The following is a 13,334-nucleotide window of genomic DNA, read 5'->3' as shown; positions in this document are numbered from 1 at the left end:
TACCATGTTGGTTTTTATAGCCACAAGCTAGACTTTAGGAGATTAGACTTAAGCACTATCGACCAGTAGGATAATAATAATTAAAATTTATCAGCTGATAGATTTCATTTATTAATAAAATAGTACTGAATTGTAAAGTATGTCTTTGTATGAATTTTAAACATAGCATGGACGATCAATTTTGAGCAGAATATAAGTGTAGTTTTAATGCTTAGTTTTGATACTTTATTTCTGACCAACGTACGATCACATAAGCAATCAGTGCCACCATAAAAAACACCAGCATCATCCAGGCCAAGCCTTGTAGGGTTTCAATAATCGTCCGATAAATTTCCAGTACCCAGCGTTCTTGGGTTAGCTCGATGACAATTTTTTTGTCATTCTCGGTGTAGGTGAGGGGGGTAATGTATTTTTCCATATCGTAAATACGAATGCCGGAAGATGTACCCACGACCATGCCGGCAAATTTGGTGTATTTTGCCCAGGCTTCATGAATCGGATCGTTAATAATTCGAGCCAGAATTTGATTGATAGAATGGGAAAAAATTTTCATTACGGTAAAGGAAACCAGTAATGCCAATACAAATGTGCAGACCATTAAATAATAAAACATCGCATTTTCCCTTTTATGGTTATTTTTATCATCTTATGAAATTTAGCTTAGAGATATTGGAGTGGCTATGTTCAGCCTCATGCTTGAAGCTGAACACGGAATACTTTTATTAAGTGCAGGATTTATTGGCGAATTTGACCATCACCAAACACGATCCATTTTTGCGAAGTCAGACCTTCAAGACCCACAGGGCCACGGGCATGAATCTTGTCAGTTGAGATACCAATTTCTGCACCTAAACCATATTCAAAACCATCTGCAAAACGCGTAGATGCATTGATCATCACTGAGCTTGAATCTACACGGGCCAAGAACTGGCGAGCAAGACTATAGTTTTCAGTAATGATGGCATCGGTATGATGTGAACCATATTTGTTGATATGATCAATCGCCTCATCAATACCGCTGACCACTTTAACCGCCAAAATTGGACCTAGATATTCGGTGTACCAATCTTCTTCGCTGGCAGGTTTCACAGTTGAACCTAGAATGCGCTGTGTTTCACGGCAACCACGCAGTTCAACCTGTTTCTCTGCATACAATTCAGCAATGTTAGGCAAGAATTCTTCAGCGACTTTTTCATCCACCAATAAGGTTTCCATGGCATTACATACGCCATAACGATGGGTCTTGGCATTCAGCGCAATCGGTAAAGCTTTTTGCAAATCGGCTTGTGCTTCAACAAAGACATGGCAATTACCATCCAGGTGTTTAATCACTGGAATACGCGCTTCATTGCTCACACGTTCAATCAGCCCTTTGCCTCCACGTGGAACAATCACATCCACATATTCAGACATGGTAATCAGATGACCGACCGCAGCACGATCAGGTGTGTTAATCACTTGCACTGAAGTTTCAGGTAAACCTGAAGTTTTTAAACCATGTTGAATCGCTTCAGCAATGGCTTTATTTGATTCCAGTGCTTCAGAACCACCACGCAGAATAATGGCATTTCCAGATTTTAGCGCAAGAGATGCAGCTTCAAGGGTCACATTCGGGCGTGATTCATAAATCATGCCGACGACACCTAAAGGTACACGCATTTTACCGAGCTGAATTCCGGAAGGGCGGAAGGCTAAATCGGTGATTTCCCCAATAGGGTCAATCAGGCTCATCACATCTTTTAAACCATGCAGCATGCCTTTAAAGCGTGTGGGGGTAAGTTCTAAGCGATCAAGTAATGCACTGTCCAAATTGCTGTTACGACCTTTGGTCATATCAATTTGGTTCGCAGCTAAAATAGCAGCTTCACTGTCTTCTAAAGCAGTGTAAATTGCAGATAAAGCATTGTTTTTTGTTTGGGTAGAAGCGCTTGCTAACACGCGAGAAGCTTGGCGTGCTTGTTGTCCTACCGTTTGCATATATTGTTCAATTGAATCTTGCATAGCGGTTGATCACTTAGAAATTACACCTTTGATAGTAACAGTCTGGAACAAGACAATGAAGCATCTATCTGGAAAAAAATTTTGAAACTTTTCAAGCGATTCATATTTTTAAATTGTTTTATTTGTAAATTTAGATAAGTGGTCATGGAATAAGTTGCGTGTCAAATCATCCTCTGTATAGAATAAAAAATAATGACATTGATGTCTGATAATTAAAGCAAATGAATGGATGCAGTACAGCGCAGAAATTCTATATTTATTTTCTTGCAAAATAACAATAAGGCAAGAATGGAGGAAGGGATATGAATTCCATGATCCAAATGGACTCGGAAGTACAAGAATCAAACACGAGTTTAGGCTTTTTTGATCTTTACCATAGAAACAGTTTTAAAGAGCCTGCACGTACAACGTGGATCAATGGCTGGAAAATTGAATATATGGCGATTACTCAACCTGAAACGATTCACAATACTCCAATCGTCATTATTGGCGGGGCATTTCAAAATTTCAACTCTTATAAATATTGTGTAGAACAGTTGCTCAGTGCAGGTCCAATCATCCTCATTGATTTACCGTCTATGGGCGCCAATCAACAAATTACCAATCGTGATACCGGCATTTCTGCAGGAACTTTGGAATTACCGGATTTGGCACGTATGCTCGGTGAATGGCTGGATATAGAAAATTTGTCCAAAGTGTCAGTAATGGGGATGTCGCTAGGTTCCGTGGTCGCTTCAGGCTTGGCACATCAACGCCCTGAATTGATTGACCGCATGATTCTGATGGGCGTGATGCAAAAAAACCGTAAAAGCTGGCGCATGTTGCTGGAAGAATCCTTGCATTTAATGAAAGAACAACGCATGGACGAGTTCGGTCAAGCGGTGATTCTGTATTTGGTCAATCATGCCAAAATTGATCAAACCAAAATGTCACCCACTGCAAAACGTTTATTTTTTAAACAGATGGCTGAATTTACTGCAACCGAGCAAGATCGCTATGAAATTAACTGTAGCCGTTTACTACGTTTAACTGATGTGCCAATTCCTGAATGCAAAGTACTAGTAGCTTGTGGTCAATATGACAGTTTTACCTTGCCTCATGAAAATGCAAATTTTGCCTTGCAATGTCCAGACATGGAATTTGCCATGATCGCCAATGCAGATCATGTACCGCAATTACAGCGCCGTAAGGAAACCATGAATTTGTTTGCAACTTTCTTGCAAGGTCAGTCGATCCATACTGTGGATGGTGTTATCCCGATGACACGTGCACAGTTACTGACCTTAGAGCGTCGCGGTGAAGAACGTATTGCGGTACAAAGCCCAATGACGGTATTGACCCATCGTCATTCAGAGTTACAATTGCCCACTCATATTATTGATCTAAACTTCTTTGGGGTTTTACTTGAATTTGCTGAAGGCTTAACTGCAAAAGTTGAGCAATATCCACGTGATTTGGCTTTGCATTTGGAAGATGAAGAAGGTCAATTCAAGATTGAATGTTTGATTTTTGAGGTAGATGCAACACAAATCCGTGCCTTATTTAAACATGGCAGCTTTGAAGTGGCAGAACGCTTATTGCGTTATGTACAACGACAAAAAGAAGCGATGCTGGTACTGGAATCAGTCAGTTAGGCGCTTCCTTATCAAGATGGAAACAGCGTTATTCAACGCTGTTTTTTTTGCTTGCATGAATCATCCAGACCAAATCTCCCAGGTGTTCATCACTAGGTGATTCATTTGTCGACTGCTCTTGAAAATACTGTTGAGGTTGAACAACCGTGATATTTTCAAAACCTGCTTGCTGGAAAAAATCCTGCGCTTGCTGAGGATGAGTAAAATGAAAGCTAAATGCACTCTTGGACATCCATTTCAGTAATTTACTGCTGGCCCAAATAAAATTGGCCAATTTATTTTTGACCGGTTCCGGATAAATATCGGTCAGGTAATGCAGTTCTTTAAAGTCCTGACCGTAATGTGTAATCGCTTGCAGTAACTGCAATAGCATGTCTTTGTTGAAGTAGTTAATCAAACCTTCACTAATCACCACCAATGGCCGAGTGGGGTCAAATACGTAAAAAGTTTGCTCAAAATCAGCAGTGAATAAATCCACCGATAAAACTTCCGGACTATTGGCATCAATCTGTTTCAAGGCTTGAGTTTTGACTTTTGCCATACCGGGTAAATCAAGTTCATGATAATCAATATTGGGAAACTTTTGTCGAAAGTTCCAACCGCGTGGTGATAAACCACTTGCGATTTCAAGTACCTGTAAATCTGGGAATTGCTCAATCAGTTGGGTAAGATGCTGATCAATCATGCGATGGCGTTGTTTGAGCGTGGTACGCATACTGCCGCCGACAAATTTTTCAGCCCAACTTTCTAAAGGGTGAACCAGTTTGGCGAGCATTTTGCCTTTAGAGGTTGCAAAAACGGGGTGTGAGATCCCCATAGTGTACCAAATATAGCCGGTGTAATGCGCAGTAAATGAAATGTGTCGATGTTCTGAAAGCTGTTGTGTCATATCATCCTGACCTGTATGTTTTTGTAGTTTTAAATATATAAGTGAGTGTTGGATAGGCTTCTTATATGACTGATTCGTATCTTTTAAAAGCTAATATCAGCCAATATATGCAAGAAGTCTCTGATTTTATTTTTAATTATCATAAAGAAAAAGGAACACCTTGTCGTGTTCCTTTTATCGCATTAATTCAATGAATTTTTAAAGTTTTCGATCGTATCCCGAACCTGTTTCCATTCAGTACCCAAGTTCAGTGTTTCGCCAACCGTAAGTTCAGGAATTTTACCACGCATACGTTCTAGACGTTCTTGATTCGGTAAAGGCAAGTCATGAATCCCTTCTAAAGCAAGACAAGCCGCTGAACGGTCGTTACAGACCAAGCCCATGTCACAACCGGCTTTAAGGGCAGCTTGAATACGTGCATCAGCACCACCGACCACGCAAGCCGCTTGCATGGTTAAGTCATCCGAGAACAGTACGCCATCAAAGTTGAGTTCCTGACGCAAAATGTTTTGAATCCAGTAGGGTGAGAAGCCGGCAGGGTTGGGATCGACCTGATCGTAAATCACATGCGCTGGCATGAGTGCATCTAGTTGCGGCATCAGCTGAATAAAGGTCTGCATATCCTTGTTGTAAATTTCATCATAAGCACGTGAATCGACAGGTGCTGCCACATGCGAATCGGCTTTAACGGAGCCGTGACCCGGAAAATGTTTACCGGTATTGGCCATGCCTGCACGCTTCATGCCTTTCATAAAAGCACTGGCAAGCGGGACAATATCCTGAATATTTTTGGCAAAGCCACGGTCGCCAATCACATCGCTGACATCGTTTAAGTCCAATACTGGGGCAAAACTGAAATCAATCCCGACGGCAAGCACTTCAGTTGCCATCAGCCAACCACATTGTTCCGCTAAATCAACTGCTTTTTCAGGTTCGGTTAGATAGAGTTCACCCAAACGCCCCATTGCAGGAAGCAGGGTAAAGCCCTGTCTTAAACGCTGTACGCGACCGCCTTCCTGGTCCACGGCAATTAAAATATCGGGTCTGATACGACGCATATGATCTGTTAAAGCACGAACTTGTTGTGGTGATTCTATATTTCGAGCAAATAAAATCATGCCACCTACTTGCGGTGTTCGTAATAGTTCAATATCTTCTTGAGTAAGTTCTGTGCCAGCGATGTCTAGCATCAATGCGCCAATCATATCGGTGTCCGTGTTGGAATTTTATAAAGAAAAAACAATACCCGAATTCTGCAATGATTTGCTACATTTTGACAGTACAGAATATGATAAAACTACACGACATACACATATTAAGTTGTTTAAGATTTTGAATATACTGCATTCATGTTGAAAAATGACGTTGGAATATTGGTCAAAGACCAAGGAAGTAAGAATTATTTATGAAACTTCAGACATTAGCTTGTGCAGTTGCAATTGCGACTGGAGGGTTTTTCTTTACTCATGTAGTAAACGAGGCAATTGCTGCAAATACGACTGTTGCAGTTTCTCAATCTATACAGCCAACGCAAGAACAAGCGCTTGTATCACGCCAACTGGCGACTTTGGTTGACCGTCAGCATTATTTAAATCAGCGTTTAGATGCGGCTACCTCTAATCGAATTCTTGATTTTTATTTAGATAGCCTAGATGCAGATCATTCATTATTTTTAGCACCTGAAGTTGAACAATATAAGAAAAATTATGGTGCCAATTTTGGTGCTGCACTAAAAGCTGGGGATTTATCGGGTCCATATTTAATTCATGCCCAATATCGTGAACGTTTAAAACAGTTTTATCAATTCATGTTGGCTGAGTTGAAAAAGCCGCAAAACTTGAAACAAAGCAATGTCTATATTGATACTGATCGCGAAAAAGCACCTTATTTCAAGTCTGCAGCAGAACAACGTGCACATTGGCAAAAAATGCTGGTGTCGCAACTCATCAACTTAAACATTAGCAAAGAAGAAGAGTCTGCGAAGCAAAAAGCGTTAAAAGCTGATCCGGCTTTAGCCAATGGACAGGATTTAGCCAGCCCAGAGGATTTAACTCCAGTTCAAACCTTGACCAAGCGTTATACCCGTCAACTTGAACGAATTAGCCGTGTTAAAAGTGACGATGTCTTAGACAAAACTTTAAATGCGATGATGTTGACCTATGATCCGCACAGTAACTATTTCCCGCCTGTAGATGCAATGGAATTGAACCGTCAAACCACCTTGCAATTAGAGGGGATTGGGGTTTCGATTCGCCCTGAACGCGGTAATGAGGATTACACCAAGATTGAAACCATCGTCGAAGGTGGTCCGGCCAGTAAGTCCGGTCAGATTAAATCGGGTGATCGTATTATCGGTGTTGCGCAAGACGGCGAAAAAATGGTCGATGTCATTGGCTGGGCAAGTAACGAAGTGGTTGGTTTAATCCGTGGTAAGCGCGGAACCAAAGTCAGCCTGCGTTTACTGGGTGCCGGTGCATCAATGAGTCAGGCACGTACCGTGAGTTTGGTTCGTGATGTGATTCAGGAAGAAGATGCCGGTGTACGTTCACGTACGGTTGATATTAAGCGCGATGGTAAAAACTATACCTTTGGTGTGATTGAAATTCCATCGTTCTATTTAAACTATCGTGCGCGCCGTGCAGGTACCGATTATCGCTCGGTTTCTGAAGATACCAACAACGCTTTAAAAGCTTTGGCTGCGAAAAATGTGGCAGGGATTATTATTGATTTACGTAATAACCCGGGCGGTTCACTTGAAGAAGTTGCACGCATGTTGGGTCAGGTGATCAAGTCAGGTCCAGTGGTGCAAATTCGTGATGGTAGTGGCAATGTCAGCGTGTTTGAAGATGATGATGGCGGTGCACAAACCTATGCAGGTCCACTTGCAGTTATGGTGAACTTGGCGTCAGCATCAGCCAGTGAAATTTATTCTGCGGCTATTCAGGATTATGAACGCGGTATCGTGATTGGTAGTACCACTACCGGTAAAGGTACAGCGCAAGTCCAACTGGATACTTTGGCGCATGGTCAAGCGACCTTAACGCAACGTAAATTCTATCGCGTTACGGGTGGTAGTACCCAAAATAAAGGCGTAGTGCCCGACATTAAACTGGTGGATATCTACAACGAAGAGTTTGGTGAACGTAAAGCCAAGAATGCCTTGAAATGGGATACCATTCCAACTGCACCATTCAAGCGTGAAGGTTCTGTACAACCGTATGTGCAAAACCTGGCGCAAATGTCACAACAACGCGTAGTGGTTGATCCGCAATTTAAATATCTGGAACAACGCAAAGCGATTGCTAAAAAAACTGAAGAGCAAAAACGGGTTGTTCTTGATATTGATCAGCGTAAAGCGGAGTTGAATACGCTGGAACAGAAAACTTTAGAGGCAGAGAATCAGCGTCGTGCGGTGACAGGTCAAAAGCCTTATGCCAATTGGGAAAGCTACCAGGCTTCTATGGATGCATTGGTTGAGTCACGTGCAAAAATGAAGGTAACTCAACGACCTTATTTACCTGAAGAAGAGGCGTTTGTCACAGAGTCTGCCAATATTTTATTGGATTATGCGAAATTACAATCTGCTAAAGCGGCTGCAAACTAAGTTTAAGCATTACGCACTATCTTTTTAAATATGCAAAAAGCCAGTCAGTTCATCTGACTGGCTTTTTATTTGTCTGTGTATTGGTGGTTTTGAATTTGAAATAGCTCATTTTAAAATAAAGGGATAGACAACAAGATGTAATGCATCTGATTGGACTTTTGCTTGTCATTGGCCACCAGATTTTTTAGCAGCGCGGAGTTAGATGGAAAAATATGGAATGCCTTGAACCACAGGAAATATGAACAGTGTGGGGATAATGATCAAAAGTTTGATCTATCTTTAATTAATTAAATAAATAAATTAGTAAAAAAATGAATAGAGTAATAATCACTTGACCAAAATAGAATAGTATTAGATGCTTGTTTTAATTGATTGTTTTTATAAGTACTCTTTAATGAACGAAAAACTTTTGTGAAAGGATAAATGGTATTAATAACGTGGATTAAAACAAGAAAGATAACCTATATGGAAGCTTAATATGGCTCATATAAATTATGATCTTAGTCTCGTGGTAGGTTCAATTATTGTTGCTGTTTTGGGCTGTTATTTTGCAGTGTCGATTGAACAATCATTATTCCGTGGCTTAGGTCAGAAATATGAAAAAATTCTTCTTGTTATAAGTGGTTGCATGTTGGGTGCTGCAATTTGGTGTATGCACTATATGGGGGTGCTCGCCTGTGATTTACCTGCTGAGTATTCTTTTGACTACGGCCTTACTTTCCTTTCTTATGTGATCGCGTTTATCGCATCTACCTTTGCGGTTTGGCTAACCACCCGAGCAACCTTACCATTTTTACGTCTTGTTTTAGGCGCGATCCTGATGGGCTTGGGCATTGCAGGGATGCACTATACCGGAATGATGGGTTTGATCGTTGATCAACATCAAATTTATTATGATCCACACTTAACCATTTGTTCAGTCTTGATTGCCATTATTGGTTCTGGTTTAACGTTTTGGCTGACCTTTAAATATAAAAAGGCAGTACATAAATTGCCGCATATTAAAACCTCTATTGTTTTCATGATGGCACTCACCATTGTGGGTATGCACTATACGGGTATGGCCTCTGCCGCTTTTTATGCGATTGATGCGAATCCACTGGTTTCAAATGATAAAACTGGACAAGGGTTAATTTTATTTAGCATCATCTTTGTAAGCAGTTTAATCCTGGTTGCTGCATTCACCGTAGCTTTATTAGAACTACGCTTGGAAGCGCGCAATAAACAGCTTTCTAAAGCCAATCGTGAGCTTGCCAATCAAGCCGTCCAAGATAATTTAACCAAGTTGCCGAATCGTTTATTCCTGGCTGAATATTCACATTTGCTATTTACTGAGCATCGTTATCGAGATGATAAAATTGCATTTCTTTATATTGATTTAGATCGCTTTAAGGCAGTAAATGATGTATTTGGTCATCATGTGGGTGATCAATTGCTGGTGCAACTCGCTACACGCATTCAGCGCATACTCACAGAAAAGGAAAAACTTCTTCGTATCGGTAGCGATGAATTTTTGATGGTTCTTGAAAGAGCAAGCATTGAACAGGCGATCGAAAAGTCAGAAAAAGTATTGCGGCTGATCCAAGACAGTTTCTTGATTGCCGGCAAAGAAATTAATATTTCCAGTAGTATCGGCATAGCGATGTATCCAAATCATGGAAATAATTTACAAGATTTGCTGATCAATGCCGATGCTGCAATGTTGATGTCTAAATATCAGGGCAGAAATACCTATTCGGTGTTTAATTACAGTGTTGATCAACAAGAAACCAAAAGCCAGACCAAGTTGATCAATGATTTATACAAAGCGGTTGAAGAACAACAATTTATTCTATTTTACCAACCTAAATTTACCACCAGCAGCCATGAAGTTTGTGGTGTGGAAGCATTGATCCGTTGGAATCATCCCAGTTTGGGACTGTTGACCCCGAATATGTTTATCGATGGTGCTGAAAAAACCGGACTCATTATTCAAATGGGCTATTGGGCACTTGAGCAAGCGTGCAAGCAGATTCAGATTTGGGAGCAAAATGATTCAAACTATTTCCCGCTCGCCGTGAATTTATCGGCGGTACAGTTTGAACATAAGCATTTGTTTTCAACTCTTGAGCGCTTATTTGATAAGTATCAAATTCATCCCAATCATTTAGCGATTGAAATTACCGAATCTACCGCGATGCATCATATTGATGCCAGTATTCGCAGTTTTGAGCGCCTGCGTCAGATGGGCATCAAGCTGGCGATTGATGACTTTGGAACCGGACATTCCAGCTTTTTATATTTAAAGAACTTGCCTGTGGATGAATTGAAAATAGATCGAGAGTTTATTCGTGATCTGTGCAAGGGTTCAAAAGATGAAATTATTTTGGAAAGTATTATCCAGTTAGCGATTAAATTAGGTTTGGTGGTTACCGCGGAAGGGGTGGAAACGCCAGCGCAGGCAGACATCTTGACCCGTTTAGGTTGCCAGCAATTGCAAGGATATCTGTTAGGAATGCCGGTGAATGTTGATCGATTGGAAGAGAGCAGATACGCGCTGCCTATTTAAGCTTGCTGAGCTTTGAACAAGTTTAGTTCATTTCAAAAGTTTGATGATCTGCTACAATATCGCCAAATTTTTATATTGATCAGTTCTGATCTTTTACACTGCCATTCTGCAGTAGGTATCTTTCATGAGTTTTAAAGACGAATTAGCGGCACAGGTCGCGAAGCGACGGACGTTCGCGATTATTTCCCACCCCGATGCTGGTAAAACCACCATGACAGAAAAACTGTTGTTATGGGGTAAAGCGATTCAGGTTGCTGGGATGGTCAAAAGCCGTAAGTCAGACCGTGCTGCAACTTCTGACTGGATGGAAATGGAAAAAGAACGTGGTATTTCCATCACCACATCGGTTATGCAGTTTCCTTATAAAAAGCATGTGATTAACTTACTTGACACTCCGGGACATGAAGACTTCTCGGAAGATACTTACCGTACTTTAACTGCGGTTGACTCTGCACTTATGGTGATTGATGGTGCAAAAGGTGTCGAAGAACGTACCATTAAATTGATGGAAGTGTGTCGTATGCGCGACACACCGATCATTTCTTTCGTCAACAAAATGGACCGTGAAATCCGCGAGCCGTTAGAATTGCTTGATGAAATTGAAAACGTGTTAAAAATCCGTTGTGTGCCACTGACCTGGCCAATGGGTACAGGACGTGATTTCGCCGGTGTCTATAATCTTTTAGAAGAAAAATTTTACGTCTACAAAGCCGGTTTTGGTTCAACCATTACCGACATTGAAATCCGTGAGGGTTATGATTATCCAGACTTGCGTGAAAAAGTCGGTGATCTTGCTTTTGCTGCTTTTGAAGAATCTTTGGAACTGGTGCAAATGGCCAATGATCCGATTGATCGTGAGCTATTCTTGCAAGGTAAACAAACCCCAGTCTTGTTTGGTACTGCTTTAGGTAACTTTGCGGTGGATCATGTTTTGGATGCTTTCATTAAGTGGGCACCTGAACCTAAAGCGCATCCAACCAAAGAACGTACTGTAGAAGCCACTGAAGAAGGTTTCACCGGCTTTGTATTTAAAATTCAGGCCAATATGGATCCGAAACATCGTGACCGTATTGCATTCATGCGAATCTGTTCAGGTAAGTATGAGAAAGGTTTAAAAATGAATCATGTCCGTCTGGGTAAAGATGTACGGATCAGTGATGCATTAACTTTCTTGGCGGGTGAACGTGAACAGCTAGAAGAAGCTTGGCCAGGTGACATCATTGGTTTGCATAACCACGGTACCATTCAAATCGGTGATGCTTTTTCATCGGGTGAAAATATTCACTTCACTGGTATTCCACACTTTGCACCAGAAATGTTCCGCCGTGTACGTCTTAAAGATCCGCTTAAATCAAAACAACTGCAAAAAGGTTTGAAAGAGCTTTCGGAAGAGGGCGCGACTCAGGTATTTATGCCGCAAATTAATAATGATTTGATTGTCGGGGCAGTCGGTGTACTTCAGTTTGAAGTGGTAGCGTATCGCTTGAAAGAAGAATACAAGGTTGATTGTGTTTATGAGCCTGTAAACATTAATACCGTACGTTGGGTTTCATGTGATGATGAAAAGAAATTCAACGAATTTAAGAAAAAAGCGCATGACCAGCTTTCGATTGATGGTGGCGGTCATTTGACTTACCTGGCGCCAAGTCGTGTGAACTTGCAACTCATGCAAGAGCGTTATCCGGATATTCAATTCCGTGCTACACGCGAACACTAAACATAACGAAAAATAAAACAGCTTCTTTATGAAGCTGTTTTATTATGTAAAATCATTTATATAGATACATTTATATAGATCAGTCACTTTAGAAAAAGAGTTGTAAGCATGAATGGGAAAATAGTGGGTGCATCAGTGATCGCCATTGGTTTGATACTCAGTGCCTGCGATGCTTCAAAAAAAGAACAACCAGACCCATCACATGAAAAATCTGAAACTTCTGTATTCAAAACCGAAAATGCAGAAGTTTTGCCGTATTTAAATATTCAAGAACAAGATGCAAAAATTGCTTTACCCTTTTGTGAAACCAAAAATTGTATCGATCTGAGTATTCAAACCGTACATACCGAAGATGTCTGGTTAAATGACTGGATTGCGAAAAGCCAGGCGTTGGTGATTCAAGATCAAATCGGCATGAAACAAAATATGAGCCTGCAACAAGCCATCAATGCGTATGTGAAAAAGTCGGATGCATGGCAAGCCGAATTCTCCAAAAATAAAGCTTATGAGCTGTCGATGTATACGCGAATTGCCTATCAGCGTAATCAATATGTGTTGATGCAATTAGGCGTAGATACCAATCAAGAAGGCATTAAGGTTAAGGAACGTTATTATTTCTTTGTGGCCGATCGTAAAAAACAGAAAGCTGTCACTTTATTGCATGTGATTGAACCGAAACAGCAAAACACTATGAATAGCATTGTGCAGCAAGCTTATCAAAAATGGTTAAAGGAACAAACGGCTGAAGTGAAGCAGAAGGCGCCGAAAAAACTGTATTGGGGACAAGCCGACTGGTTCTTTGATCAGGAAGGGATTGGTTTACATTATCGTACCCATGAAATTGTTCAGGATGGAGCACAACTGGATATTTATTTAACCCAACAACAAACGCAACAGTTATTGAAAGTTGATGTTTATCAGCATATGTTCTAGTTATCTAT

Annotated in this window: 9 protein-coding genes; 5 read left to right on the top strand and 4 right to left on the bottom strand. The window is 40.8% G+C overall.

All coding sequences use genetic code 11. The annotated features are described in order from the left end of the window. Positions 1–211: 211 nt before the first annotated feature. Together HLH16_RS02645 and HLH16_RS02640 are read right to left on the bottom strand one after the other, a co-directional pair. Complete coding sequence (locus HLH16_RS02645; RefSeq protein WP_171528134.1) at positions 212–613, bottom strand: hypothetical protein; 402 nt, start codon at positions 611–613, stop codon at positions 212–214. Between the two features lie 122 nt (positions 614–735). Continuing rightward, positions 736–2,001 carry a glutamate-5-semialdehyde dehydrogenase gene (locus HLH16_RS02640; protein WP_171528133.1) on the bottom strand — a complete coding sequence of 422 codons (1,266 nt, stop codon included), beginning with the start codon at positions 1,999–2,001 and terminating at the stop codon, positions 736–738. Between the two features lie 302 nt (positions 2,002–2,303). Here HLH16_RS02640 and HLH16_RS02635 point away from each other — a divergent pair, with 302 nt between their 5' ends. Next, positions 2,304–3,635, top strand: coding sequence for an alpha/beta fold hydrolase (locus HLH16_RS02635; RefSeq protein WP_171528132.1), 1,332 nt, complete (start codon positions 2,304–2,306; stop codon positions 3,633–3,635). 28 nt (positions 3,636–3,663) lie between these two features. Here HLH16_RS02635 and HLH16_RS02630 read toward each other — a convergent pair whose 3' ends face one another. Then, the gene (locus HLH16_RS02630) at positions 3,664–4,524 is read right to left on the bottom strand and encodes a class I SAM-dependent methyltransferase (RefSeq protein WP_171528131.1); all 861 of its coding nucleotides are present in this window, start codon (positions 4,522–4,524) and stop codon (positions 3,664–3,666) included. A gap of 182 nt (positions 4,525–4,706) precedes the next feature. Then, complete coding sequence (gene nagZ / locus HLH16_RS02625; protein ID WP_171528130.1) at positions 4,707–5,729, bottom strand: beta-N-acetylhexosaminidase; 1,023 nt, start codon at positions 5,727–5,729, stop codon at positions 4,707–4,709. Positions 5,730–5,929: 200 nt separating this feature from the next. On the opposite strand from nagZ, the gene HLH16_RS02620 reads away from it, so the two are divergent. The 4 genes from HLH16_RS02620 to HLH16_RS02605 all read left to right on the top strand — a co-directional run bounded on the left by HLH16_RS02620 (position 5,930) and on the right by HLH16_RS02605 (position 13,326). After that, positions 5,930–8,128 carry a carboxy terminal-processing peptidase gene (locus HLH16_RS02620; RefSeq protein WP_171528129.1) on the top strand — a complete coding sequence of 733 codons (2,199 nt, stop codon included), beginning with the start codon at positions 5,930–5,932 and terminating at the stop codon, positions 8,126–8,128. Positions 8,129–8,606: 478 nt separating this feature from the next. After that, positions 8,607–10,676, top strand: a complete 2,070-nt coding sequence (locus tag HLH16_RS02615; RefSeq protein ID WP_171528128.1) for a bifunctional diguanylate cyclase/phosphodiesterase — start codon at positions 8,607–8,609, stop codon at positions 10,674–10,676. 124 nt (positions 10,677–10,800) lie between these two features. Next, positions 10,801–12,393: a peptide chain release factor 3 gene (locus HLH16_RS02610; RefSeq protein WP_131290311.1), complete on the top strand. Its 1,593-nt coding sequence runs from the start codon at positions 10,801–10,803 to the stop codon at positions 12,391–12,393. Positions 12,394–12,501: 108 nt separating this feature from the next. After that, positions 12,502–13,326, top strand: a complete 825-nt coding sequence (locus HLH16_RS02605; protein ID WP_171528127.1) for a hypothetical protein — start codon at positions 12,502–12,504, stop codon at positions 13,324–13,326. The last annotated feature ends 8 nt before the right edge of the window (positions 13,327–13,334 follow it).

The sequence above is a fragment of the Acinetobacter sp. ANC 5378 genome (genome assembly GCF_013004315.1).
Taxonomy (GTDB): Bacteria; Pseudomonadota; Gammaproteobacteria; order Pseudomonadales; family Moraxellaceae; genus Acinetobacter.
This window is presented reverse-complemented; position numbering and strand designations above follow the sequence as displayed.